23 protein-coding genes are annotated in these 24,253 nt (G+C 64.4%); 12 read left to right on the plus strand and 11 right to left on the minus strand.

The window, feature by feature from the left end; all coding sequences use genetic code 11:
• The 5 genes from citE to glmS are packed head-to-tail and all read right to left on the minus strand — an operon-like array spanning position 1 to position 5,271.
• A complete protein-coding gene (citE, locus tag DVK00_RS17300; protein ID WP_101349931.1) occupies positions 1-1,041 on the minus strand; it encodes an L-malyl-CoA/beta-methylmalyl-CoA lyase in 1,041 nt (346 codons plus the stop codon).
• A complete protein-coding gene (gene mch, locus DVK00_RS17305) occupies positions 1,038-2,114 on the minus strand; it encodes a 2-methylfumaryl-CoA hydratase (RefSeq protein ID WP_121578095.1) in 1,077 nt (358 codons plus the stop codon). Before mch ends, citE begins: the two co-directional genes overlap by 4 nt.
• Complete coding sequence (locus tag DVK00_RS17310; RefSeq protein WP_121537754.1) at positions 2,107-3,375, minus strand: methylaspartate ammonia-lyase; 1,269 nt, start codon at positions 3,373-3,375, stop codon at positions 2,107-2,109. Before DVK00_RS17310 ends, mch begins: the two co-directional genes overlap by 8 nt.
• The gene (locus tag DVK00_RS17315) at positions 3,365-4,828 is read right to left on the minus strand and encodes a methylaspartate mutase subunit E (RefSeq protein WP_121578096.1); all 1,464 of its coding nucleotides are present in this window, start codon (positions 4,826-4,828) and stop codon (positions 3,365-3,367) included. The genes DVK00_RS17310 and DVK00_RS17315 overlap by 11 nt, the downstream gene beginning before the upstream one ends.
• Before the next feature lie 2 nt (positions 4,829-4,830).
• The gene (glmS, locus tag DVK00_RS17320) at positions 4,831-5,271 is read right to left on the minus strand and encodes a methylaspartate mutase subunit S (RefSeq protein ID WP_101349927.1); all 441 of its coding nucleotides are present in this window, start codon (positions 5,269-5,271) and stop codon (positions 4,831-4,833) included.
• Positions 5,272-5,392: 121 nt separating this feature from the next.
• Between glmS and mct the strand changes: the two genes are divergently transcribed.
• From mct to DVK00_RS17345, 6 genes are all read left to right on the plus strand, one after another.
• Positions 5,393-6,583 carry a succinyl-CoA:mesaconate CoA-transferase gene (gene mct, locus DVK00_RS17325; RefSeq protein WP_101349926.1) on the plus strand — a complete coding sequence of 397 codons (1,191 nt, stop codon included), beginning with the start codon at positions 5,393-5,395 and terminating at the stop codon, positions 6,581-6,583.
• A 70-nt stretch (positions 6,584-6,653) separates the two neighbouring features.
• Positions 6,654-7,094 (plus strand): TRAM domain-containing protein, encoded by a 441-nt coding sequence (locus DVK00_RS17330; RefSeq protein ID WP_101349925.1) that lies wholly within the window; start codon positions 6,654-6,656, stop codon positions 7,092-7,094.
• A 202-nt stretch (positions 7,095-7,296) separates the two neighbouring features.
• A complete protein-coding gene (locus DVK00_RS17335) occupies positions 7,297-7,857 on the plus strand; it encodes a TATA-box-binding protein (RefSeq protein WP_004516850.1) in 561 nt (186 codons plus the stop codon).
• Positions 7,858-8,000: 143 nt separating this feature from the next.
• Positions 8,001-10,448: an ATP-dependent DNA helicase gene (locus DVK00_RS17340; protein ID WP_121578097.1), complete on the plus strand. Its 2,448-nt coding sequence runs from the start codon at positions 8,001-8,003 to the stop codon at positions 10,446-10,448.
• 75 nt (positions 10,449-10,523) lie between these two features.
• Entirely contained in the window at positions 10,524-10,685 is a 162-nt protein-coding gene (locus DVK00_RS21840; RefSeq protein ID WP_004516852.1) for a hypothetical protein, read from the plus strand.
• Between the two features lie 51 nt (positions 10,686-10,736).
• A complete protein-coding gene (locus DVK00_RS17345; protein ID WP_121512400.1) occupies positions 10,737-11,828 on the plus strand; it encodes a TRC40/GET3/ArsA family transport-energizing ATPase in 1,092 nt (363 codons plus the stop codon).
• A gap of 19 nt (positions 11,829-11,847) precedes the next feature.
• Here the strand turns inward: DVK00_RS17345 and DVK00_RS17350 are convergent, their stop codons facing one another.
• The 4 genes from DVK00_RS17350 to DVK00_RS17365 form a co-directional block, all read right to left on the minus strand.
• Positions 11,848-12,672: an SDR family NAD(P)-dependent oxidoreductase gene (locus DVK00_RS17350; RefSeq protein WP_121578098.1), complete on the minus strand. Its 825-nt coding sequence runs from the start codon at positions 12,670-12,672 to the stop codon at positions 11,848-11,850.
• Positions 12,673-12,738: 66 nt separating this feature from the next.
• On the minus strand, positions 12,739-13,545 hold the full coding sequence (locus DVK00_RS17355; protein WP_199722478.1) for an endonuclease V: 807 nt from the start codon (positions 13,543-13,545) through the stop codon (positions 12,739-12,741).
• Positions 13,546-13,547: 2 nt separating this feature from the next.
• Positions 13,548-14,477: a rhomboid family intramembrane serine protease gene (locus DVK00_RS17360; RefSeq protein WP_101349920.1), complete on the minus strand. Its 930-nt coding sequence runs from the start codon at positions 14,475-14,477 to the stop codon at positions 13,548-13,550.
• 130 nt (positions 14,478-14,607) lie between these two features.
• Positions 14,608-15,552 carry a response regulator gene (locus DVK00_RS17365; protein ID WP_121578100.1) on the minus strand — a complete coding sequence of 315 codons (945 nt, stop codon included), beginning with the start codon at positions 15,550-15,552 and terminating at the stop codon, positions 14,608-14,610.
• 405 nt (positions 15,553-15,957) lie between these two features.
• On the opposite strand from DVK00_RS17365, the gene DVK00_RS22325 reads away from it, so the two are divergent.
• Entirely contained in the window at positions 15,958-16,089 is a 132-nt protein-coding gene (locus DVK00_RS22325) for a hypothetical protein (protein ID WP_255410829.1), read from the plus strand.
• 66 nt (positions 16,090-16,155) lie between these two features.
• Here the strand turns inward: DVK00_RS22325 and DVK00_RS17370 are convergent, their stop codons facing one another.
• On the minus strand, positions 16,156-18,243 hold the full coding sequence (locus DVK00_RS17370; protein WP_121578101.1) for a caspase family protein: 2,088 nt from the start codon (positions 18,241-18,243) through the stop codon (positions 16,156-16,158).
• Between the two features lie 214 nt (positions 18,244-18,457).
• On the opposite strand from DVK00_RS17370, the gene DVK00_RS17375 reads away from it, so the two are divergent.
• From DVK00_RS17375 to DVK00_RS17385, 3 genes are read left to right on the plus strand one after another with little or no spacing between them, the layout of a single operon-like run.
• On the plus strand, positions 18,458-18,910 hold the full coding sequence (locus tag DVK00_RS17375; RefSeq protein WP_101349917.1) for a DUF5788 family protein: 453 nt from the start codon (positions 18,458-18,460) through the stop codon (positions 18,908-18,910).
• 1 nt (position 18,911) lies between these two features.
• Positions 18,912-20,648 carry a DNA polymerase/3'-5' exonuclease PolX gene (gene polX / locus DVK00_RS17380; protein WP_121578102.1) on the plus strand — a complete coding sequence of 579 codons (1,737 nt, stop codon included), beginning with the start codon at positions 18,912-18,914 and terminating at the stop codon, positions 20,646-20,648.
• A complete protein-coding gene (locus DVK00_RS17385) occupies positions 20,641-21,105 on the plus strand; it encodes a Mut7-C RNAse domain-containing protein (RefSeq protein ID WP_121578103.1) in 465 nt (154 codons plus the stop codon). Before polX ends, DVK00_RS17385 begins: the two co-directional genes overlap by 8 nt.
• A gap of 24 nt (positions 21,106-21,129) precedes the next feature.
• Here DVK00_RS17385 and DVK00_RS17390 read toward each other — a convergent pair whose 3' ends face one another.
• Positions 21,130-22,149 carry an outer membrane lipoprotein carrier protein LolA gene (locus DVK00_RS17390; protein WP_121578104.1) on the minus strand — a complete coding sequence of 340 codons (1,020 nt, stop codon included), beginning with the start codon at positions 22,147-22,149 and terminating at the stop codon, positions 21,130-21,132.
• A 115-nt stretch (positions 22,150-22,264) separates the two neighbouring features.
• On the opposite strand from DVK00_RS17390, the gene DVK00_RS17395 reads away from it, so the two are divergent.
• Entirely contained in the window at positions 22,265-22,972 is a 708-nt protein-coding gene (locus DVK00_RS17395) for an ABC transporter ATP-binding protein (protein ID WP_101349913.1), read from the plus strand.
• Positions 22,972-24,207, plus strand: coding sequence for an ABC transporter permease (locus DVK00_RS17400; protein WP_121578105.1), 1,236 nt, complete (start codon positions 22,972-22,974; stop codon positions 24,205-24,207). Before DVK00_RS17395 ends, DVK00_RS17400 begins: the two co-directional genes overlap by 1 nt.
• Positions 24,208-24,253 lie beyond the last annotated feature (46 nt).

The raw sequence follows: 24,253 nt of genomic DNA on the forward strand, positions 1-24,253 counted from the left end.
TTAGCCGAAGATAAGCTCCACGTCCCTCGCTCGTGCCAGCAGGTCGTCATCGTAGTACTCCTCGGTCTGGGGGGGATGGGTCTCGTCGATAGCTCTGACAGTTTTGACGGTGTTTGCGAAGTTCTTGTAGGTCGCTTCGTCAACCATCTGGCCGTCGACGACGACCGCGCCAGTCCCCTCCCGTTTGGCCTCGTTGAACGACTCTATCTTGTGGAGGTCCCGCTCCAGTTCCTTGGTCGTGGGCATGTGGATGCGGTTGGCCTGCTCGGTCTGCTTGGGATGGAGCGACCACGAGCCGTCGATGCCGATGGTCGCCTCGTGTTCGACCTGGTCGGCGTAGCCCTCGGCGTTGTAGTAGGTGACGCCGGCCCGTTCGTGAAACAGCTGGTCGAAGGGGCCGCCGATGGCGACGATGTCGGCCGCGCTCGTCTCGTTCGAGAGCGCCTCCAGCAGGCCGTCCCAGCGGGGCCGCTCGCCGTCGAGCGCGCGGCCGCCGAGTTCCGCCGTGTAGTCGACCGGCCCGAACACGAGCCCGGAGAGCCGGGATTCGGCGGCGTACTGGCAGATTTCCCGGAGGTCCGAGCGGCCGGGGGCCGTTTCGAGAATGATTGCCATTTCCAGCGTCCCTTCAGCAAGCCCGGCGTCGCGCTCGGCGTCGGCGACGACCCCCGCAGCGTCACGCACGTCGTCGAGCCGACCGGTTTTCGGGAAGACAAAGCCGTCAAGTTCCTCGCCGACCGCCTCAGCCAGACGAGTCACCTGCTCGATGCCGCGTTCGCGGGCGTCGGCGTCGTCGTAGGCCCACTCCACGCGCGGGAGGATGTCCCCAGCGAACTCGTCGGCGTGGTCGGGGACGTGCTCGACGATGTTGTCGACGGCTTCCCCTTTCATTGACGGGGCGGTGCCGTCCTCGATGTCGGGGACGAGCCAGTCGGGGGCCTGGAACCCCTCGCTGGTGAGCCCCGAAACGAGGAACTTCGCGCTGTTGTCGTTCGGTATCGCGGCCGGTGCGGTCTGGAAGGTGCGGCAGAGTCGTGTCATGTGTCTCGCTGGATGAGTGCGGTTCGCCGGCCCGAGTAGACCGGGGTCTGGTCCTGGTTGAACGCGACGTGTTCGAAGGTGACCGCGCCGGCCCGCTCCGGCCCGGCCTCGGGGTCACAGTCGAGGACGCGCGTGAAGCCGTAGACGGTGTCGCCGAGCGTGACGAAGTCGTGGAACCGCTCGTCAGCGAACCGCTGCTCGCGGTATGTCGCTTCGTCGGAGCGGGCGTGGGCCAGCGCAATCGAGCGAGTCACGTCGCCGTACGCGACGATGTCACCCGACGGCGAGTCCGCCATCTCGTCGCGGTTGTGGTGCTGGCGCGCGGTGTTGAGCGTCGCCAGCGGCAGGCCGGCGACCAACTGGTCGTCCATCGTCCGCCCGCGCTCGTGGCGGTAGGCGACGGCGGCGTTCTCTGCGTCGGCGCGGTCGAGGGCTGCCTGAAAGTCCTCGAAACGTTCGCCGTCAGGCGTGAGGAGCGTGTCGGGGAGCGTCGGACCGCCCTCGTCTTGCTCGCCGACCGCGCCGCCGTCGGTCGCCGCCGGCTCGCGGCGCGGAATCATGTTCGTTCGCCGGTAGGACACCAGCGTTTCGCCCGTCTCGCGGTTCCGGCCCGCTGTCTCCCACGTCACGATGCCGTATTTCGGCCGGGACGAGGACGTACGTGTGTCGACGACGGTCGAGGTGACCGACAGCGGCGTGCCTGCCGTTGCCGGTCTGTGAAATTCCACGTCGTCGCGCCCCAGGAAGTAGCCGCCCTTCTCCGAGAGGTCCTCGACGGTGACGCCCATCACGCACGCCAGCAGGTAGTCCGGGTGGACCGGGCGCTTCTCGAAGCCGCGCTCCGCTGCGGTGTCGGCCCGCCAGTACGCCGGGTCGTGGTTGAGCGTCTGGCCCATCCACTGCTCGCTGCCGTGGTGGGAGAGACGCAGGCCGGGGTCGTGAGCGAGTTCGTCGCCCTCCGAGAAGAACTCGAAGAAGTGGCCCTTCTCCCGGGTGTCGGCGCGGTCAAGCAGCGCGTCGAACGTCTCGCTGTCCGAGAGGTCCATGGCGTCGGGGTCGGACCACTCAGTCATCGGCCGGCACCTCCCGGGCGGCGTCTCGTCTGGCAAGCGCCCGGCGCATCTCGTTGGTGACCACCATGAAGCCCTCGTCGAAGCCCATCCCGGGCTTTGCGAGCACTTGCGCGGCGTCGGTCGCCAGCGCGACGTGGGCGCAGGCCCGCGCCGAGGTGACCGTCTCGTTGCAGGTCCCGCCGACGTAGGCGCGGGTGTCCGTCCCGTCGCAGTACAGCACCGCTTTGGCCGAGCGCTGGATGCCGCCCAGATCCGGCGTCTTCACCTGGACCAAGTCGGCCGCCTCCGCGTCGACGAACGCCTGCACGTCCTCGAAGGTGTTACACCACTCGTCGGCGACGATGTCCACGTCGACGCCGGCATCGGCCAGTCCCTCGCGGAGTTCGGCCATTCGGGATATCTGCTCCGCCCGCCCGCCGGCGTCCATCGGGCCCTCCACTTGTAGGGGATACGGCGCGGCTGCCTCCCGAAGCGTCTCGAAGTAGTCTATCACCTCGGTCCGGTCGTACGGCGGGCCCAGCACCTTGCCGAGGATGCCGTACACGTCGACGTGGAAGCGCGGCGAGTACGGCTCCGGCCCGAGCGTCGTCGCCCGGTCAGAGAGCCACGCGAGATAGTCTCGCAGCCCTTCGCCGTCCTCTCCGACCTTCTCGACACTGTTGAACAGGCCGTGTGGCAGCACCGGAACGCCCTTGATGAGCATCTTTTCGGCGTTGATACGCCGCTCGTCGCCCGACTGGCCGAACACCGGGACCGGAGAGGTCGCCGGCTCGGTCTCGTAGGTGTCTGCAAGTACGTCCGTCGGCGTCACGCCCCGCGCTTGCGCGGCGGCGTTCAGCAGCGCCTGCGACACACCGTAGCGGACCGCCGTGTGCAGCTGGTCGCCGCCCGAGCGCTGGGCGCTCATCTCTTCCAGCATCGTCGCGTTGGCCCCGAACTCCGTCGAATCCTGCCCGCGGAGGGCGTCGGCGACGGGCCCCTCGACGACCGGGCGGTAGGCCTCGGCCCGGAACAGCGGGTCGCGGCCGCCTGCACCGGAGTACTGGACCGCGGCGCAGTCGCCGGTCGCGACCGTGCCGTCCGCGAGTTCGAGTTCGACGATGAGCGCCTCGCCGGCCTCGCGGATGCGGTCGAACCCCTCGGTCACGGGCTGGCCGTCGTAGGCGAACCCGGACTGTGTCGCGCCGTCCTTGATGGCCCGCTGGTCGTCGAAGAAAAAGCCCGACAGACCCGGGACTGTTCGAACGTCCTCAATCCGCATCGCTGGCCCCCCCTGCGGGCTTGCTGTCACCCGTTGGACGCCCGATGAGCTTCCCGTCGCTGATGGCGTCCACGTCGTCGGCGACCATCCGGAACGACTGGTCGCGGCCCTCGGTCTCGGCCCGCTCGCCGAGCCGGGCGGCGTGAATCTCCTTGATCTCGTCAGGGAGCGCGAGGTCCGCGAACTCGAAAATGCGGACCCGGCCGTCGTCGTCTCTGGCCGGCAATACCGCCCCCTTGGCGGCGTCGCTCGGCGCGAACGGCACGTCCAGCGCGCCGCTGTCGAAGGCGTTGATGACCCCCTGTGCCACGTCGCCGCCGCCGGCTTCGTAGATAGCGTCCATCAGGTGGCGCGTCTCCCGTTCGATGAGCGCCTGTTCCTCTTCGATACCCCCGAGGTCGATGTCCTGTTCTATCATCATGTCGATGAGCTGTCTCGTCGTTCGCAGTCCGGCCGCGTTGGCTTCCTTCGTCGGCACGCCCTGGAATTCCTGGGCGGACTTCGTGATGACTTTGTCCGGCTGGGCGACGGCCGCCGTCGCGCCGCCGAGGCTGATGACGCCGTTAGCGCGGGCCTCGTCCGGCGGGAAACCGCCCATCCACTCGTGGAAGACGGTCGTGACTGTCACCTCGTCACGGAGGTACTCGTTGCCGAGCTTCCGCAGGGCGCGCAGCGCCGCCACGTCCTGCACGAGGTTTCCGACCTGTCCGTAGCCCAGCGTGAGCGACCGGACGCCCTGTGTCGCAGCGAGTTCCCCCTCGACGAGCATCACCGCGATGGCAATGCTCGGCGGGACGAGCGTGCCCGTCAGCGGGCCGAACGGTTCGCGGTTGATGGTGACGCCGCGCTCGGTGTAGGCCCCACAGAGCCGGTCGACGAACTGCCAGTGCTCGATGGTCGTCGCGAGGTCGTGCCGTTTCGTGTACGGAATGTTGTAGGATATCGGCCCACCCTCGAAACTCTGGAAGCCGCCGGCGAGCGTGACCATCGCCAGCAGTCGGGCGTCCGGCGTGCCGTGCCGGACCTCGACTGGTGCGTCGAGCGCACGGATGAGCCGGCGGCAGTCCTCCACACCGTGGTTGACCGCCGGGAACCCGTTCAGTTCGTTCTCGTCGCTGCCGCGGGAGGCGGCCAGTCCCTCCTCGGCCTTCTCGTACTCGTTGTCCCGCGTGTACGAGTCGATGGTCGTCGGCAGGAGGTCCGCGCCACCCTCGTCCTGCAGGTACCGCAGCAGATCGATCTGTTCTTCGAGGCAGGGAACGCCCGCCCGTGGCTGGAGGAGCGGCTGGTCGGCGGATTCCAGCACTTTGGCGAACTGTTTCGAGGCCGGCAGTGACTCGTGGAAGGCAATAGCCTCCTCGAAGTCGACTTCGCGGCCCGTGTGCCAGTTGTCTCTGAGGTCGTTTGCGATGCGCTGTAGCTGGTCGTCGCTGAGTCGCTCGTCAGTTGGCATAGTCACCCGTCAACCCTGATCTGCTCCGTCTCTGTTGTCGTCAGTTGCAGGTCTTCGCGGAGCATTTCGATTGCCTCCTCCGGGTCCGTCTCCGCGTCGAAGACGCGGTCGAAACCCATCTGTCGGAAGGTCGCCTGCGTCTCCTCGAAGTCGGACTGTCCAACGGCGAGGTTCCCGCCGACGTAGGTGAGCACGTCGAGTCCAGCGTCGTCGAACTTGTCGTGCAGCCCCTCGCAGTCCTGGCGGGCGTGCCCGTATAGCGAGGATACCAGTACCGCCTCGGCGTCGTGAGATTTCGCGGCGGAGACGAACTCGTCCTGTGACGTCTGGACGCCGAGGTTGATGACCTCGAAGCCAGCGGCCGAGAGCGCCTGCTCTAGAATCGTGATGCCGACGACGTGCGCGTCGGAGCCAATCACGCCGAGGATAACGGTCCGGGGCATGTACTACGTCGTCGTCGTCGGGCAGTGATAAACCTAATGGTCTTTCATGATAATATGGCCTTAAAGAATTTATAACGGACGTTCAAGAAGGTTTATGCGGCCGCCCCGTCGTGGTTTTTGCATGGGTGCGCTTGACGACTTGCGTGTGCTCGACCTGACACAGGTCCTCGCCGGACCGTACTGCACGATGTTGCTCGCGGACATGGGCGCGGACGTGGTAAAGGTCGAACGCCCCGGCGGCGACCTCATCAGGTCGAACCCACCGTTCGTGAACGACGGCGATGAAGAGGCTTACGGCGGGTATTTCCAGAGCGTCAACCGTGGGAAACGCTCGCTCGAACTCGATCTGGAGGCCGATGAAGACCGCGAGGCGTTCCTTTCGCTCGTCGAGCGCGCAGACGTGGTGGTCGAGAACTTCAAGGCCGGCACGATGGAGAAGTTCGACTGCGGCTACGAGACGCTGCGGGAACACAACCCAGACCTCATCTACTCCTCGATCCGGGGCTTTGGCGACCCGCGGACGGGCGAAACTCACCGGCAGGGCCAGCCTTCGTTCGACCTCATTGCACAGGCGCTGGGCGGCGTCATGGAAATCACCGGCCAGTCGGATGGCCCTCCGACGAAGGTCGGCCCCGGCGTCGGCGACCTCTTCACCGCCGTGCTGAACGCCGTCGGCATCCTCGCGGCCGTCCATCACCGCGAGCGTACTGGTGAAGGGCAATACGTCGATACAGCGATGTACGACTCGATGGTGTCACTATGTGAGCGGACGGTGTACCAGTACTCCTGTGACGGCGAGTCACCGACCCGGCAGGGGAACTCCCACCCAACGCTGTTCCCGTACGACTCCTTCGAGGCTGCCGATGGCCACGTCGTCATCGCGGCGTTCGCCGACGGCCACTGGGAGGCACTGTGTGAGGCGATGGAGCGCCCGGACCTCGCCGCGGACTACCCCGACGCCGGCAGCCGGCTCGCAAACCGGGAGTCCTTGCGCCGCGAGATCGCTGACTGGACCGCCACCATCGACTCGGAGACGCTCCTCGGTCTGCTCGAAGGGCGTGTGCCGGCCGCGCCAGTCCAGAACACCGCGGACATCTTCGAAGACCCCCACATCCACGACCGGGAGATGCTCGCCGAGGTGGAGCAACCCGGCGCGGAGAGCCAGATGACCATCGCTGGCAGTCCGATAAAGATGACCGAGACGATGCCCTCACCTAGTGGTCGCGCACCGCTGCTAGACGAGCACAGGACGGAACTGCTCGACGAAGCCGGGGTCGGGACAGAAACGAATCGCGTCGAAGGCGACGACTAATCGACAACTGCCGGCAATTTTCACCACAACAGGGCAGGACCATTATCTATCATGAGCCGTAGAATAGGCTATGGTCGAAGTTCCAGACGCGCTCAGTACATTGTTCAGTGCCCAAATAGAGACTGACGGGGACCGATATATTGTCGAAGTTCCGAAAAGTGAAGTCTCCCACGGCGCAGTTTCACCGGGCGAGACCTACCGTGTCGGCCTGCTTTCGCAGGTCGACGCCGGCTCATCGACGGCAACCCCGACACAGACGGCCAAACAGGAGACCGACCCGGGCCGGGTCGACACTGGCGTCCCGCAGCCGCCGGTCGACGAGGGCGAAATCCGAAACGTGACCATCGAATCGCTCGGCGATCAGGGCGACGGCATTGCCAAGGTCGAACGCGGATACGTCGTCATCGTCCCCGACGGCGAACCGGGCGACTCACCGACCGTCGAAATCGAGACCGTACAGGAAAACGTCGCGTTCGCGAGCGTCGTCGACAACGACGGTCGGACCGTATAGCGCTACAGGTTCGTTTTTAGCGGCCCAGTGACGGCCGGGCCGGCAGCCTGAAGGGCAGGAATACCCGGCCAACGCAGAAGCGCTCAACCGACAGACACCTACTTGAATGGAATCTGTCGGACGTGGTAGAGGTCGAAGAACGACTAGTAATCACAGCATCACAAACGTTTATATGATTTAAATCCGGTATTTAAAACACTATATGGTCGACCCAAAAGAGAGCATTGACATCGAAAATGTCGTTGCTTCGACCGGTATCGGACAAGAACTCGACCTTGAGAGCGTCGCGATGGACCTGGAAGGCGCCGACTACGACCCCGAGCAGTTCCCGGGCCTCGTCTATCGGACACAGGACCCGAAATCCGCCGCGCTCATCTTCCGGTCGGGCAAGATCGTCTGCACGGGTGCGAAATCCACGGACGATGTCCACCAGAGCCTGCGCATCGTCTTCGATAAGCTCCGTGACCTGAACATCCAGGTCGACGATGACCCGGAAATCGTCGTCCAGAACATTGTCAGTTCCGCGGACCTCGGGAGTTCGCTCAACCTCAACGCCATCGCCATCGGGCTCGGGCTGGAGAACATCGAGTACGAGCCCGAGCAGTTCCCGGGTCTCGTCTACCGGCTCGACGAACCCGACGTGGTCGCGCTGCTGTTCGGTTCGGGGAAGCTCGTCGTCACTGGTGGCAAGCGAAAGGAAGACGCCGAAGAAGCCGTCGATACTATCGTCGAGCGGCTCAGCGACCTCGGTCTGCTGGACTAACGGCTCGGTGCCGGTGACTGGACGACGGCGGTCAGTCACAGCCCGTTTTTCGGTTCACTGCGGCTCTGACGCGATTCGCACTGAGCAGCTGCGACGGCGAGGAACCCTGCGGTTCAAATACGAAGGCGACTAACCCCGGTTCAATGGCAGACCCCGCATCGACGGGCACGGAGTCCTGGCGCACGTATTTCGGCTTCGACGAGCCGTACGAGAACCAGGCCGACGCCGTCGAGCGAGCCATCGAGGCGGGCAAGGCACGCGGCTTTCTCGCAATGGAAGGGCCATGCGGGACCGGCAAGACGATGGCCGCGCTCACCGCCGGCGCGACGCTGGTTCGCGATACGGACCTGTACGAGCGGATGGTCGTCGTCACGCCGGTCAAACAGCAACTCCAGCAGTTTGTCGACGACCTGCGAGCGCTCAACGCCGGTATCGAGGAGCCTTTCGACGGCATCTCGCTGGTCGGCAAACGCGACCTCTGCCCGTACGGTCGTGAGGGTCAGTTCCCGGACGATGTAGGTACGCACGACCGGTGTGAGGACCTCAGGGAGACGACAGCGCGGTTAGTCGAAGACGATGGGCGCTCGGACGGCGCGGCTGTCGCAGACGCCGCAATCGACGGTGAGGCCGACGACGACCAGTGGTGGGACCCACGGATAGGACAGGACCTTGCCGCGGCCGCGCGCCCCGACGCGGCCGAGCAGTCGACCCTCGGTGACGACACGCTCTCGACCGCGGGCGCGGCCTCACCGTACCGGCGGGCCCAGCCAACGGCCCCGGAGTCGCTGGCAGAGGGATCAGACCCGCCGCTATACTGTCCGTTCGAGGCGGACTGGTACGCCCGCAACAAGGGTTCGCCCGTCGATTTCTCCGCCGGGGAGGGGCACGTCGTGACGATGGACGACTACCTCCCAGCGGCGACGGAACGAGGGACCTGTCCCCACCGGGTAATGAGCGTGCTGCTGAACGAGGCCGATGTTATCGTCGGGAACTACAATCACCTGTTCGACCCGGGCTCTCGCCCGCTCCTGTCGGACGTGCTCGACGACCAGACGCTCGTCATCGTCGACGAGGCCCATCGGCTCGAAGAGCGCGTGCGGGACCTCCTGTCGGACCGCATCGGCCGCCAGACCATCGTGCAGGCGCGCAACGACTGTAACATGCTGATTCAGCGCGCCCAGCAGAGCGCCGACCACAAGGCGCAGGTGCGCGAGGTGCTGTCCGCTCGGGAGGTCCCGCTGGACGCGGTCGACCAAGCCCGGAAGTTCTACGACGACCTCGTGCGGTGGCTCGACGACCGCATCGAGTCGTTCCTTGACACCGAACACGAGGGCTGGCGCGCGGACCCGTCGACCCTGCCGGAACACGATAGGGAGATTCCGCTCCGGGACCCCGACACGGTTGAGCAGGACGAACTGACCGAGTGGGCCGAGCGCAAGGGCTACGACGGGTCGCTCTGGCGCTCGCTGTCGAAAGTTGGGGCCGCGGTCGAGGACGCAATCGACCAACTGGGCCTGACCCGCCAGCCGGTGTGTGCCGCCGTTGGCGTGCTGGCCGGGCAATGGTGGGAGCGCGACCACGCGACGTTCCTCCGAGAGATTGAACTGGAGCACTCACCGAACCACGGACAGGGTCTCGATGTCGACTACCAGACCGTGTACACGCCGGGTCTAGTGTGTTACAACTGTATGCCAGCGACGGCCCTGCGGAACGTCTTCGACGAACTCGGGGGCGGTATTCTGATGAGTGCGACGCTGGAGCCGCTGGACGTGTTTACTCGCGTGTCGGGACTGGACTCGATGGCCGAGACAGGGTCAACTGCTCCGGACGAGCAATCCGGCGACGGACGGCCGGTCCGGTCGACGACCTACGATTTGCCGTTCCCGGCGGAAAACCGGGCATCGTACCTCGTCGACGCGACGCCGTTTACCGCCCGCAACCGCGGCGACCCCGAAACGATGCGACCGCTCGGGGAGAACTGGAACCCGACGCGCGACGAGTACGCACAGGCGCTTCGCGCGCTGGCCCGCTCACCCGGAAATGTGATGGTGGCGATGCCGAACTATCGGGAGGCGCGCTGGGCCGGCGCATACCTGCAGGAGGCCGTCGAGAAGCCGGTCCTCGTCGACGAGTCTTCGAGCAATGAGGAGACCGAGCGGCTGAAACGCGAGTTCTTCAGCGGCGACGGGAAGGTGATGGTCACGTCGACGCGCGGGACGCTGACTGAGGGTGTCGACTACGACGGGGAGAAGCTCTCGACCTGTGCGGTCGTCGGCATCCCGCTCGTGAACATCGGCTCGCCCCGCGTCCGAGGTGTCCAGCGAGCATACGGCGACGCTTTCGGCGAGGACAACGCCTTCGAGTACGCCCTGACAGTGCCGGCTGTGCGGCGCGCGCGCCAGGCTATCGGCCGCGTCATCCGTGGCATCGACGAAGTCGGCGTGCGGGCACTGGTCGGCCGTCGGTACACACCGGACGCACGACATTCAGTGTATCCGTACCTGCCGGCGGGCGAGCGCGAGGAGTTCACTCGGATGACGCCGGACTTCCTTGCGAGCCAACTGGACTCATTCTGGGCCGACCACCGGTAACGCCGCCTGCGTATCAACCGGAAGAAATCGTTGGCAGCGGAAGGCATATACATCGTGGAACGAGTGTACCTATAGATGCCCGAGTGTCAGAACTGCGGCGAGTTCGTAACCGAGCAGTACGTACGGGTTTTCACACCAGAAGCCGTCGAGGGTCACGGTCCTCGGGTCTGTCCGAACTGTGAGGACAAACTCCGTGACGGCGCCGATGTCCGTGAAGCGCGGTCTTCGAGACAGTAGGACAACTCCTTTTCGGGAAGTACTCAAGGCCGGACGAGCGTAGCTTCTGGCATGAGCGAACTCGACGTCGAGGCGGTCGACGATATCGACGCACCCGCGGGAATCGACGCGGCGGAGTACGTTCTCTACGGCGGGAAAGGCGGCGTCGGCAAGACGACGTGTGCCGCAGCCACGGCGCTGGCCTCCGCGCGAGATGACACGGCGACGCTCGTCGTCTCCACAGACCCTGCCCACTCCCTGTCAGACACGCTGGATGCGGATATCCCGGCGACACCGACGCGCATCCGGGAGGATATTCCCCTCTACGCCGCAGAGATCGATCCGGAGGCCGCCGTGGGCGAGGGGCCCTTGGGCGTCGAGGAGGACGCACTGGGCGGTGTGGGCGAACTCCTCGGCGGCGGTGGGATGTTCGGTGGGGGTGCGGGCGGTGCGGCAGGTCCAAGCCAGGCCGAGGACCCCATCGGCGGCGAGGACGGACTGCTCGGTGGTTCGATGCCCGGAGCCGACGAAGCCGCGGCGCTCCGACTCCTGCTGGACTACGTCGACGACGACCGCTTTGACCGCGTCGTCATCGACACCGCGCCGACCGGCCACACGCTCCGACTGCTGGAACTCCCCGAGACGATGGATTCGATGGTCGGGAAGATTCTGCAACTCCGCGAGCGATTCTCGGGGATGATGGACAACCTCACTGGGATGTTCGGTGGCGATGACGACGAGGTCGACGCCGAAGCCGGCATCGAGGATCTTCAGGAGCTGTCGGACAGAATCGAGCACCTGCGGTCGATTCTGCAGGACCCCCGGAAGACGGACTTCCGCATCGTGATGGTGCCCGAGGAACTGTCTGTTGTCGAATCCGAGCGCTTGCTCGCTCAACTCGACGAGTTTAATATTCCGGTCAGCACCGTCGTCGTCAATCGGGTGATGCAGGACCCGAGCGAGGTGCTCGGCAAGGACGTGGACATCGCCGGTCCGAACCACGCCGACTGCGAGTTTTGCGCGCGGCGCTGGCAAGTCCAGCAAGACGCGCTGGCCCGATCACAGGACATGTTCCGCGGCCACGACGTGCGCCGAGTCCCGCTGTTCGCCGAAGAAGTGCGCGGCGAGCGCCTGTTGTCGGTTGTCGCGGCCTGTCTGGACTGAGAGAGGCGACAGCCGCGGCTTAGCTGGTCAGTTTCCGGATAACGCCGAACGCCGCGTCACGCCACCGCGCCGGCAGGTAATCGAGCATGAGCAGCAGTTGCGCGCCCTGCCCAACGGGATACCGCGGTTCGGGATCGCTGGCGTTGGCGGCATCGCGGATGGTCAGCGCGACTGTCCCGGGCGTGACCGAGAGCGCGTCCTGAATGCCGACGAGGCTCGAATCCGCGTGGGCCTGATACAGCCAGTCGTACGCGCCGGACGTTTCCAGGTTGTCGAGTTCCTCGTCAGCGCGGTCGCTGAAGTTGGTTTCGACCGGCCCGGGTTCGACCAGCACCACGTCGATGCCGAACTCCTCGACTTCCATCCGGAGGGCGTCGCTGAGGCCCTCCAGCGCGAACTTCGAGGCGGCGTAGCTCCCCTGGTTCGGGAACGCGATTCGGCCTGCAACGCTTGAGACGTTGACGATAGTGCCGTTCTCGCGGGCCCGCATGTGCGGGAGGGCCTCGCGGATGAGTCGATGCGGCCCGTAAAGATTCACGTCAAACTGCTCGTGGAGCGCCGCCGTCGACACGTCCTCTACTGCGCCGAACTGCGGATACCCGGCATTGTTCACGAGGCAGTCCAGCCGTCCCTCGGCGTCGACGAGCGCCTCGACGACCCGCTCGCACTCGCGGGGGTTCGTCACGTCGATTTCGGCGGTCTGACAGCCGTTTTCGGCGAGATCGTCGATGTCCGATTCCTCGCGAGCGGTCGCCCAGACAGTCCAGTCGTCGGCCAGGAACGCCTCGGCACTCGCCCGCCCGATACCCGAGGACGCTCCGGTAATCAGCACCGTCTTCGCCATGTGTTGGCCGGGAGAACACACCCCGGGAAGTTATACTGTCGGTTATCCGACGCAGATACCGTAGCATCACTCCACGGACGCCTTCGCCTCATCGGCGTAGCTGTCGGCCAGTCGGGTCGGCTCGGGGAGCTTGTAGCCGTCGGTGGTAGCGTCGACGATATCCGCCGCCGTGGATGCACTGACGCGATGGCCGGGGCTGACGATGAGCGGATTGATATACCGGTTCGGTGAATCGTACTGACGCGTCTGGAGCGCGTGACCGATAACCGTTCCACCAGGGCAGGTCTCAACGCTGTCGTCGGCAGTAATCGGAATCCGCGCCCCTTCCGGGTATGTCTCCTCGAGCGACTGCTCCGGCGTGCCACAGAGGAGATTCTTGGCGACGCCGACAGCTGGCACGTCCAGTGTGACGCCGATGTGTGTCGCCAGCCCGGCTTCCCGGAAATGAATGCGGCCGCTGCCGTCGACCAGCACTACGTCGGGGTCAATCTCCAACTCCGCAAACGCGGCCAGGATTGCGCCGCCTTCACGGAACGACAGCAGGCCGGGAATGTACGGAATCTCGGTCTGCTCGACAGCGCTGACCCGCTCAACGACCTCGCCGCCACGCAGGACGACGATGGCCGAGATGGCCTTGTCGTCGACGAAGGCCTGGTCAACGCCGGCGACGAGCGGTGGGTCAGCGGCCCCGTCGCCAGTCCGCAGCGTCGTCTGGTCGTCGACCGGTGCATCCCTAGCGGACGCGATGGTTTCGGGGGAGAAGTCCAGGTCGTCTTCGAACCGCGCATCCTCGGCGATGTCGCGTTGCAGCGCCTCCATCTCGGCCTGCGAGAGCGACGGGTCGGGGACCAACTCGGGGCGAACCAGCTGCATCGTCACGGACGACGCCGGCCGGGACCGCCGGGACCGCCCGGTCCACCGGGGCCGCCGCCACCGCCGAACTGTATCTGGCCGGGGATCCGGGCCTGTCCCTTTATTTTCTGGCCGTACCAGAGTCCGATGACGAGGCCGATGAGGTGGGCGAGGTGCGCGATGTTACCGCCGAGCAGGCCGGCCCCCATCGGATTGAGCGATCCGAAGATGCTCAACAGGAAGTAAAAGCCGGTGATGGCCCAGATCGGAACGGGAATCAAGAAGTACAGGTATACGCGGAGGTCAGGTTTCAAGACGGTCAGAAACGCCATAATCGCCAGCGCCGCGCCGCTGGCTCCGAGCACGCCGGCGGAAGTGCCCTGCACCATTTGAATTGCGATCTGTCCGAGGCCGGCCAGCGCGCCGGAAGCGAGGAAGAAGACCGCGAATTTCTTCGACCCAATCTGCTGCTCAACGATCCGGCCGAAGAAGTAGATAATAATCCCGTTGCCGAGGATGTGATAGAACCCGAAGGGAGCGTGTGAGAACACCGACGTGACCCAGGTCCAGACGTACTCGGGATTGTTCGGATGGAGGACGAACAGCGTCTGAAACGCGTCGCTGCCCAGAGAGAGAATGACAACGTGTTCGAGGATGAACACGATACCCATAATCGCCAAGAACAGGTACGTGACGTTCCCCCGGAAGTACGCCAGCGGCCCGCCGGGCCCGGTGTCGATACCGAGCCGGTCGGCGACGCCACCGGAGGTCTGACCGGTGTTTACACTCTCGTCGAACCCGCTGTCGAACACGCCGCCCGGATCGCTCCAGTTGTCAAGTCCGGGGCAATCGTGGGCCTCTGGCAGTCTGTGTTCCGCACAGTAGGTCCCACCACAGTGCCCGCACTGATACGGCATGTTCTCCTGCTTCCCACAGGCATCGCACTCCGACATTATACTACGGTAGGAGTGGGCCGTGGAAAGGGATTGTGCTTATACTGGGCCAGTCACCGGCAGACTACGATGATACTGCGATGTCTGAGTCGGAAAAGCAAAGGGCTGTACGCAGCAGCCAAACAGCGACTTACTCGCCAGTACCGGGATTGCTTTTGGCGTCTCGGAGCACGCCTATCCACGCCGGGTCGCCGTCGTACTCAATCGACCCGCCGGATACTTCGATGGGACGCGTTTCACCGTCGGCCTGTCGCCCCTCAAACTCCGAGTGGAACGTATCGAGCTCGTCTGACTCTGCTGTTCGGAGTGACTCAGGTAGTCTGTCGCCGTCGCCTTCCGCCGTGAGGAGGGCCGGAGACTCGTCGATGAGTTCACTCTGGTCATAGCCGAAAATATCAGCTAGCTTTTGGTTCACGTAGACAAACGCCCCGTCCTGAATGATACAGACGCCCGCAAGCTCCTGTTCAACGAGCCGCTGATACCACGAGAGGGCGTTCCAGAACCGCTGTTCGGTGCGATGTTGTTCGACAGCATTCTCGATTCGGTTGGCCAGGACATCGTACGTGTCTGACCTCCCTCCTTTTTGCATATAGTCCGTGACGCCCGACGCGATTGCCTCGCTGGCTATCTCCTCACTACCCTTGCCGGTAAACAGAATAAATGGGATGTCTTGATACTGCTCACGGACGAGTTCCAGAAACTCCAGTCCATCGGTGTTTGGCATATCGTAATCGCTGACAATACAGTCGACCTGCTCGCTCCGGAGGACGTCAAGCGCAGCGACGGCGCTGGTCTTGGTAACGACGTCGAACTTGTCGTTGATGCGTTCGAGATACATCTCGACCAGCTCACCGACCTGCGGATCATCATCGACGTGCAACACCGTACACTCCTGAGGCTGCTCGACTTTCGCAAGTGGAACCGGAACCTCTGTCCGCAGCTCGTCGCGTCGGTCCACTGATTCCGTCCGGAGAAGCGGTGTATGGCGCGTTGCCGCGCGGCGGCTGCCGCTGATGACCGCACTGGACAGCTCAACTGTCTTGTCTCCGAGCCGCCACTGCTCCTCAGAAGTCATCCTTCCTCCGGGTGGTGTCGACAAAGCCGCCAGCAAGCAGCCATTCCATCAAACTGGTAGCGATTACCGCATACATCCGCCCTGCGTCCGGCCCCCGGAGCGAACCAGCAGGACATGTATCTGTCAGATAGTTATCATCCATTTTCCATTCATGCATCAATACTAGACCCTGATTATCAATTACATACCAGACTACTAAACGCTACTGATGGGGGGTGTCGCTGGTTCCCTCTCATGTGTACGCACGACCGGTTCGTGCGCTACTCTCCTCTAAACGTGCGGTTCCAGTCTTGTGGATGTTAGTTTCTGGATTTGACTGTTAATTCTATGCTTAATACAATATATAATATGTAGGTACTTTTCAAATAAATTTAATTATCTCCCCACCATCATCGAAGTTGTATCATGTCAGATACCACCATGCGCGAATACCTCGCAGAGCACCCAAAAATGACCGGCGCGCTGTTCACCCTCCTGCTGCTACTGTCACAGGCGGGGACTGCGGCAGCTAATAATAGTTCGTACTTCGGTCCGTAATTTCGGAGGGAATCAGAAACTTTTCAGCTTGTTGAGTCAGGTTCGACAGGAGGCCATACCGATCAGTTATGAGATAGCTTCGGCTAAATCAAGGGATTTGCTCCAATATAATTTGTCTCCGATTTGCACCGGTACTTCTTGCATGAGAAGGAAATCCTCTAATTCTGCTTTATCAAGCACAAGTGGACCAATCTCGCCGGATGCCAGATGATGATAGGAATAATTATCCACTAAAGGCATGGTAATAGCACCCAATTCGTCGACATCGGTTGGGTACATATTCATGAGGACTTCAAACTCTGTCCCACGAGGAGTTACTTTAAGCATATTCGGTGTTCCTCCTTCTGGCTGAGTAACGGTAACGCCACCGTCACCAACGACAATATACTGCCCACCGAGGACACTCTCACCGCGTGCAATGGTAAGCGCCGCGCGAAGAGGGAAGCCGCAGTTCAGCAGCCGTGCGACCGTCTCACCGATGCGAACTGCGCCGTCGTTCAGAACTTCGTTGAGCGTGACGATGCCAGCGATTGCACCCTTTTCGACGAGCGCCAATCCCTGATTGTAGGAGTTGCAGGCGTTCAGCAGGAACGTGTCGATGCCGACCGAGTCGACCGTTGTCACGTCCAGTTTGCCATCGCTACAGACGAAGCCGTCATGCTCGGTGTGGCCGATATAGTGGAAGAACTCCGCGTCGGTCGTGAGAACTGTTCTGAGCTCCGCCGTCGTCAGGTCGTCGTGGACCGTGACATCGAACGGCAGGTCGTCGCGGGTGCCATACACGTCGTCGACGAGCTGTCGTTCCTCATCCATCCGGGCGTCGTTCTGGACGACGCGAATCGTGATGTCCTCGGCGTTCGTGTCGCGGTCAAGCCGGTGTTCGAACGCTGCTTTGGTTAGCTTGCTCGCACCGATTGGGATACTGTCCCCAATCCAGGCCTGTTCCAGTGAGTCCTCGGCCTGCGGTTCGACGTAGTCCGTCTCGGTTGCGGCGGTGGCAGTGTCGGAACTCGCAGCGCGGGTGATGACATCATCACGGGTGAACTCGGCCTCGACCTCCGCCGGAACGCTCGCCTGGTTCAGCCGCTGTTGCTGGTGTGTCCGGACGATGGCGAGGTCGTCGACGACATACGGGAGCTGTTCCGCGTTCGCCGGCACCGGGTCGATGTGGGTCGTCAGTCGCCACTTCGGAATGTGGTCCTCGATAACGTCGTACGGGACCTGCAGATAGGTGGCGACCTGCTCCGCTAGCGGCTGCTGATACAGCGATTGGAAGTCGAGGTCGACGTACGGTTCGATGGCCGCCCGTTCGTGCAGGTCTATCTGATGGAATCCTTCCGTGCGCGTGACACAGTCGAGGAAAAACAGGCGTTTGAGCGTGCGTCCGACCTCGGATTCGAAGCCCCGTGCTGTGTCGAGCGAGTAGGTAAATCCGGTGTCGGTCGTCAGCCGCGGTTCGGATGCGGGGACGAGCGAGGCTCCGAGGTAGTACGAGAGCGGTGCGGCGACGAAAACCGACGCGAGATTGGGCGGAAGTTCGAGCGTGACACCGGTGTCCGGACTGTCGATAGCCGCCGGGATGTCCAGCGTTTCACCGATCTCAAGCGCGGGGGGGTGGCCGCGAAGCGTTGGATAGGAGCGCTCGGGGTCGTAGGCCTTGAGCGCCGACCCGAAGGTCTCGACAGCGGCCATCATGTCGGTCGGGTCCTTGGTCGTCGTGACCGCGGCCGCGGGCCGGTCGTGCTGGGACCGAGCGCCGATGAGCACGTCCGTCGGGGAATCGAACTCGATTCGGGTCCGGTCCGAGTCGACGGTGACGGCAATCTGGGCGTCCTCGACCCGCATATATGTCTTTATCTGCGTCAGCGGGTCCAGTACGTAATCGTCCGACGGCAGCGTCTCCGACTCGAACTGTGCGACCTCAGCGGCTATCGCCCCGTCGTCGTCACGGACGTACACCATAACGACCGTCGGGAGTTCGATGGCCTGGGTCCGTATCCGGACGGCGTCCCCGACGGGATACTGGAACACGTCGGTCGCGGCGTCCCTGAGCGCGATGGGAGCGGGCGTGTGTATCCGGTAGCGCTGGCGCTCTATCTGGTCGATGACCGCGAGTCCCGGACGGTCGTCAAGCGGTTCGAAGGTTAGAGTCATATAATAACCGAGAGGGACGGTGTTATTCTCGTATCATACGAACGATAGAGATGATAAAAAAGATATCGCCGACCTCGGTCGAGACCGCTCACAGAGTTCGCTTGAGATAGGCTATTAACTAGGCACACGCGAGTGTAGCAAATGGGCAACGCTGTGCTACCCTCGATAGAACACGGGCGAAGCGGGTAAGGGCACCCCGGCCTAACAGCCGGTAGTGAAAGAGTTCGAGCGCAAACAGTTGCTGGAGCGCATCGAACGCGACAGCGCGACTGTCGGTGCGGACATTCCCGATGAAATCACCATCCAGGGTGAGAAGATCGAACTTCGGTCGTTCGTCTTCGAAATCAAACGTCGGGAGACAGTTCCGCGGGGCGAGCGCGAGCGCGTCGAGCAAGCGAAAAAGAACCTGCGGCGCGAGCGCCTCCAGCGAAAGCAACGAATCGAGGACAACGACGTGAGCTACGAGCGCGGCGAAGAGCTCGCCACGGCCATCATCGGCATCGACCGGGCGCTCAACGCCCTCGAACAGCTCGGTGCGGCGGATATCGAGCAGGAAGCGCAGGCACAGGAGGCGGCTGACAGAAAACGCTGGATGAAATTCCTGCAGAAAGCGCTGGGACACGAGGACGCGGACTCCGGCACTGGCCGTGCCGGGCGGAGCTACTGACATGAGCCGGAACGACGAAATCGCGACACTGCTCGAAGAGTTCGCCGACCTGCTGGACGCGAAGGGCGTCGAGTACAAGCCCCGGGCCTACCGCCGGGCGGCCGAGAACATCAGGGACTACCCCGGGGCCATCGAGGGGCTGGCCGCCGAAGGCGAGGACAGCGTCGGCGAGATTGACGGCGTCGGCGACGCCATCTCCGCGAAGGTGGTCGAGTACTTCGAGACCGGCGAAATCGAGGAGCTGACCGAACTGCGCGAGGAACTCCCCGTCGAGATGGACGCCCTCACGGCGGTCGAGGGCGTTGGGCCGAAATCCGTCGGCTCGCTGTACGATGCACTGGGCATCACCACCCTCGACGAACTGGAGGCCGCGGCCGAGGCCGGCGAGATACAGGAGGTCTCCGGCTTCGGCGCGAAGACCGAGCAGAACATCCTCGACAACATCGACTTCGCCCGCGAGGCCCACGAACGGTCGCTGCTGGGCGAGGCCAGACCACAGGGCGACCGGATTCGGGAGTACATGGCCGCTGGTGACGCCGTCGAGGAGTGTGCGCTCGGGGGCTCGATTCGGCGCTGGCGGCCGACCATCGGCGACGTGGACGTGCTCGTCGGGAGCACCGACGCCGACGCCGTCGTCGAGCGGTTCGCCGACTGGGACGGGCTCGACCGCGTCATCGAGTCCGGCGAGACGAAGGCGAGCGCCTACGCGGACGACGTGCGGGTCGACCTGCGGGTGGTCGACCCCGCCGAGTTCGGCGCGGCGCTGCAGTATTTCACCGGGAGCAAGGACCACAACGTGGCGGTCCGCAATCGCGCCATAGAGCGGGACCTGAAGGTAAACGAGTACGGGGTCTTCGATGTCGAGGGCGTCGAGGACGACGACCAGCGGGCCGGCGAACTGGTTGCCAGCGAGACCGAAGACGCGGTGTACGACGCGCTGGGAATGGACTGGGTCCCGCCGGAACTCCGTGAGAACCGCGGCGAGGTCGAGGCCGCCGCCGACGGGACGCTGCCGAACCTGCTGGCCGAAGGCGAGGTCCGTGGCGACGTCCACACCCATACGAACTGGTCGGACGGCAGGAACACTATCGCGGAGATGGTCGCGGGCGCGGCCGACTTCGGTCACGACTACCTCGCCGTCACCGACCACGCGACCGGGCCGGGGATGGTCGGTGGCGTCGGGGTCTCCGACGAGAAGCTCCGCGAGCAGATAGCCGAGGTCGAATCGGTCGCGGCCGAGGCCGACATCGACGTGTTCACCGGCGTCGAGGCTAATATCGCTGAAGACGGCACTGTCTCGGTCGCTGACGACTTGCTGGCGGAACTGGACGTGGTCGTCGCTTCACCCCACGCCGCGCTCGACGGCGACGGCACGGACCGCCTCGTCGCAGCCGCAGAACATCCCGACGTGAACGTCATCGGCCACCCGACAGGCCGCTATCTCAACCGCCGGGAGGGACTGGACGCGGATGTGGAGCGGCTCGCGGCCGTCGCCGCCGACAACGACACGGCCCTGGAAATAAACGCCAACCCGGCGCGGCTGGACCTCGGCGGCGGCGCGGTAAAGCAGGCTATCGAGGCCGGCGCGACAATCGCCATCAACACGGACGCCCACAGCCCGGGCGACCTCGACCTCCTGCGCTACGGCGTCCACACGGCGCGGCGGGGATGGGCCGAGACGGCGGACGTGCTGAACACCCGCGACGCCGAGAGGGTCCGCGAGTTCCTCGATGTCTGAGGAGACCCCGCGCGACCGGCTCGCCCTCGATGCGATGCTCGGCAAGCTCGCCACCTATCTCCGGATGTGTGGCTACGACACGGCCTACGCGCTGGACCGGGCCGCCGAGGCCGACGACGATCTCCTCGCTGTAGCGGCACGTGAGGACCGGCTGGTGATAACTCGGGACAGCGACCTCGCCGCCCGCGCATCCGAGAGCGTGCTCCTCACCGAACGGGCGGTCGAGGACCAGTTGCGGGAACTCACCGACGCCGGCTTCCGACTCTCGCTCGCCGACGAGCCGGCCCACTGTGGCGTCTGTAACGGGCCGGTCGAGCAGGTCGACCCGGTCGAACCCACGCCGGAGTACGCACCGACCGCGGACGACGAACGGGTCTGGCGCTGTACGGACTGCGGGCAACACTTCTGGAAAGGGAGCCACTGGGAAGCAGTCAAGAGAACGCTGGAAGAGCTATAGAATACAGACAGTTAGCGGGCGTCGCTACAGTTCTTCAGCGGCGGCGACGGCCTCGTCGGTCGTCCCCTCGACGACCACGCCAGTCGTGACAGCGTCTTCGGTCCAGTAGACGACAGCCCTGTCGTCGCGCTCGATTGCGGTCGCGTTCTGGCCGTTCACCTGTACTGCCGTCCCGTTCTCCACGTCCTCCAAGTACCTCAACGCGCCAGTGGCGCTCAGGACGGTCACGTTCTCGCTGTCAGCGTCGTACTGCTGGACCACGGCCGTACTCTCCGGCCGGCTGATATATCGCGCTTCCTCGAAAGTCCCGTTCTCGTACTCTGGCAGGTCCATATCCGTCGCGGACTGAGCCGCGTCGTAGGTGTCGTACGTTTCGACGGTCGTGACGGCGACCCGGTCAGCCGGCGGGGCGAACTGACTGTCGTCGATGCTGACGTTGAAATTCGTCTCCTCGACGGTGAGCTCCGTCCGGTTCGTTCCGTCGTCAGTGGTCATCTTATGAACGCGGTAGTCCTCGGTATCGACCCACAGCGTCGTGTTCGGCGCGTCGATGCTCTCGTTGGTCGGTTCGAGGTCGAGAACGTACGTCGATTCGCCGTTGACCTCTGAAGTCCCGCGGAGCGTCGCTGTGACGTTCTCCTCGGGAACCGGGTCGGTCGAGTCGTTCATCGCCACGGACTCCGCAGTCAGTTCGCGGGCATACGACCGGTTCTCGCCGACCGCCCAGACGACAGTCCCGTTCGTCCCCATCTCGTACGACCGGGTCTCGCTCGTGACGGCGGCCCACGTTTTGTTCGGCTCAGCGGCGGCATATTCGACCGTTGCAGTCTTCGACGCCGAGTCGTTCATGACAGTCACAGTCGCGGTTCCGGTAATCGTCTCGGCTGCGTCGTAGCGCTGCTCGGTCTGGTCCAGCACCTCGTCGCCGGACGGTTGCCCCATCTCGCTGAGGCCGGACACACCAGCGACCGCCCCAGCGGCCAGCAGTCCGATAGTGACAAACACAGCGACGATAGCCAGTCTCCGTCCGGTATTGGCTGTCATTGGCCTGCCTTAGGACTGGAGTGGTAAGTGGGTTGCTCCTATCACAGCACCGGAACTTTCGTCGGGGCTGACCACGGTCGAACCCCTCATTGCTGTCCAGTCCGTACGCGGGGCCGTGAGCGAGCCAGCGAACACGACCGTCCGCGTCGAGGGCGTCAGCAAGCAGTACGACCTCGGCGGGACGGTGACGGCGCTCGACGACGTGAGCCTGGACCTGGCGGCCGGGTCGTACACGGCGGTGATGGGTCCGAGCGGTTCCGGCAAGAGCACGCTGTTGAACCTCATCGGCGGGCTGGACACGCCGTCGTCGGGGCAGGTCGTGGTCAACGGACAGGACGTTTCGGCGGCCAGCGAGGCCGAGCGGGCCGACATCCGCGGGACAGAGGTCGGGTTCGTCTTCCAGACGTTCAATCTCATGCCGCGACTCTCCGCGGTGGAAAACGTCGCTCTGCCACTGGTCTTCGACGGTTGGGACCGCGCCCGTCGCCGCGAGCGGGCGAGGTCGCTCCTCTCTGAGGTTGGACTCGGCGACCGCACCGACCACGTCCCCGCGGAACTCAGCGGCGGCCAGCGCCAGCGGGTCGCCATCGCCCGTGCGCTGTCGACCGACCCGGCGTTGATTCTCGCCGACGAGCCCACCGGCAACGTCGACACGGACACCGGCGCGCAAATCTTGGACCTGTTCGACGACCTGCACGCGGCGGGCAACACGTTCCTGCTCGTGACTCACGAGCGCCACGTCGCCGAGCGGGCCGAGCGCATCGTCCACGTCGAGGACGGCCACATCCAGTCCGTCGAGGACGTCTCCGGGGGCAAACAGTGATGGACGCCGGCGAGAGCGTCCGCATCACGCTCCGGTCTATCAGGGCCCACAAACTCCGGTCGGCGCTGACGGTCGTCGGCGTCATCATCGGCATCGCGTCGGTCATCACCTTCGCCACGTTCGGGGCCAGCGTCGAGGCCGAAATCGTCGGCGACATCGAGACTTCGAACGCGGGCAACATCTACGTGTTCGGGACGCCCGCCGGCGACGACGACTTCGACCGGACGCTCCAGCCGGTGTTTACCGAGTACGACGTCCAGCAGTTGGAGGGGACTCCGGGCGTACAGGCGGCGCTTCCGCGCGGTATCGTCCGGACCCAGTCGATACGACACGGAAACCGGACGTTGGCCAGACAGCAGGTCACGGCAGTGCGACCGGCCAGCATCGGCGACGGCGTCCTCGTCGAGGGCCGGTCCTTCGGGGCCGAGGAGTCGGCGGTCGTCGTCAACGAGCGCATGGCCGGGTCGTTCGCCGAGAACCTCACGGCCGGCGAGCGGCTCACGATGACGATGCCTGACGGGAGCGAGCGGAACGTTACTGTCGTCGGCGTCGTCAACGGGACTCGCGGGGAAGTCCCGGTTAGCGACTTCGCCCGCCAGCCGCGGGTGTACGTCCCCATCGACCCGTTCTACGACTCCGTCGTCGAGAGCCCGGCGGCGGGCGTGCGACAGCGCGCGTACCCGCAGGTGACGCTCGTCGTCGACCCGCGGGCGATTCCGGAGACCCAGTCGGCGATTCAGGGCTACATCTCCGGCGACGCGGACGCGCGGTCGCTGTCGGCCGACGACACGGAACTGGTCGCGCGGTCGGGCAACGACTTCGTTGAGGAGATTAGCGACGTTATCGAGCGCATCACGCGCTTCGTGACAGGTATCGCCGTCATCGCGCTGGTCGTCGGCGCTATCGGCATCGCCAACGTGATGCTCGTCAGCGTCACCGAGCGCACCCGTGAAATCGGCATCATGAAAGCCGTCGGGGCGCGCAACCGAGACGTGATGCAGGTGTTCCTCGTCGAGGCCGCACTGCTCGGGACGATTGGCTCGCTGCTCGGCGTCCCGCTGGGACTCCTCGTCGGCTACGGCGCGACTCGGTACGCTGAAGTGACGTTCTCGCTCGCGCCGCTGTGGATGGCGCTGGCTGTTGGCGTCGGCGTCCTTGTCGGCGTCGTCGCCGGTCTCTACCCGGCATGGCGGGCGGCACGGGTCGACCCGATCGACGCACTCAGACACGAGTGAGCCTTACCCGGATTCAGAACACCGAAATACGTGGTCGTCGTACCGA

Origin of the sequence: Haloarcula sp. Atlit-47R (assembly GCF_003665985.1) — an archaeon.
Lineage (GTDB): Archaea > Halobacteriota > Halobacteria > Halobacteriales > Haloarculaceae > Haloarcula > Haloarcula taiwanensis.

Excerpts from the sequence above, each read along its gene's own strand:
- citE (WP_101349931.1), bottom strand. The coding sequence starts at position 1,041 with ATGACACGACTCTGCCGCACCTTCCAGACCGCACCGGCCGCGATACCG.
- mch (WP_121578095.1), bottom strand. The coding sequence starts at position 2,114 with ATGACTGAGTGGTCCGACCCCGACGCCATGGACCTCTCGGACAGCGAG.
- DVK00_RS17310 (WP_121537754.1), bottom strand. The coding sequence starts at position 3,375 with ATGCGGATTGAGGACGTTCGAACAGTCCCGGGTCTGTCGGGCTTTTTC.
- DVK00_RS17315 (WP_121578096.1), bottom strand. The coding sequence starts at position 4,828 with ATGCCAACTGACGAGCGACTCAGCGACGACCAGCTACAGCGCATCGCA.
- glmS (WP_101349927.1), bottom strand. The coding sequence starts at position 5,271 with ATGCCCCGGACCGTTATCCTCGGCGTGATTGGCTCCGACGCGCACGTC.
- mct (WP_101349926.1), top strand. The coding sequence starts at position 5,393 with ATGGGTGCGCTTGACGACTTGCGTGTGCTCGACCTGACACAGGTCCTC.
- DVK00_RS17330 (WP_101349925.1), top strand. The coding sequence starts at position 6,654 with ATGGTCGAAGTTCCAGACGCGCTCAGTACATTGTTCAGTGCCCAAATA.
- DVK00_RS17335 (WP_004516850.1), top strand. The coding sequence starts at position 7,297 with ATGGTCGACCCAAAAGAGAGCATTGACATCGAAAATGTCGTTGCTTCG.
- DVK00_RS17340 (WP_121578097.1), top strand. The coding sequence starts at position 8,001 with ATGGCAGACCCCGCATCGACGGGCACGGAGTCCTGGCGCACGTATTTC.
- DVK00_RS21840 (WP_004516852.1), top strand. The coding sequence starts at position 10,524 with ATGCCCGAGTGTCAGAACTGCGGCGAGTTCGTAACCGAGCAGTACGTA.
- DVK00_RS17345 (WP_121512400.1), top strand. The coding sequence starts at position 10,737 with ATGAGCGAACTCGACGTCGAGGCGGTCGACGATATCGACGCACCCGCG.
- DVK00_RS17350 (WP_121578098.1), bottom strand. The coding sequence starts at position 12,672 with ATGGCGAAGACGGTGCTGATTACCGGAGCGTCCTCGGGTATCGGGCGG.
- DVK00_RS17355 (WP_199722478.1), bottom strand. The coding sequence starts at position 13,545 with ATGCAGCTGGTTCGCCCCGAGTTGGTCCCCGACCCGTCGCTCTCGCAG.
- DVK00_RS17360 (WP_101349920.1), bottom strand. The coding sequence starts at position 14,477 with ATGTCGGAGTGCGATGCCTGTGGGAAGCAGGAGAACATGCCGTATCAG.
- DVK00_RS17365 (WP_121578100.1), bottom strand. The coding sequence starts at position 15,552 with ATGACTTCTGAGGAGCAGTGGCGGCTCGGAGACAAGACAGTTGAGCTG.
- DVK00_RS22325 (WP_255410829.1), top strand. The coding sequence starts at position 15,958 with ATGTCAGATACCACCATGCGCGAATACCTCGCAGAGCACCCAAAAATG.
- DVK00_RS17370 (WP_121578101.1), bottom strand. The coding sequence starts at position 18,243 with ATGACTCTAACCTTCGAACCGCTTGACGACCGTCCGGGACTCGCGGTC.
- polX (WP_121578102.1), top strand. The coding sequence starts at position 18,912 with ATGAGCCGGAACGACGAAATCGCGACACTGCTCGAAGAGTTCGCCGAC.
- DVK00_RS17385 (WP_121578103.1), top strand. The coding sequence starts at position 20,641 with ATGTCTGAGGAGACCCCGCGCGACCGGCTCGCCCTCGATGCGATGCTC.
- DVK00_RS17390 (WP_121578104.1), bottom strand. The coding sequence starts at position 22,149 with ATGACAGCCAATACCGGACGGAGACTGGCTATCGTCGCTGTGTTTGTC.
- DVK00_RS17400 (WP_121578105.1), top strand. The coding sequence starts at position 22,972 with ATGGACGCCGGCGAGAGCGTCCGCATCACGCTCCGGTCTATCAGGGCC.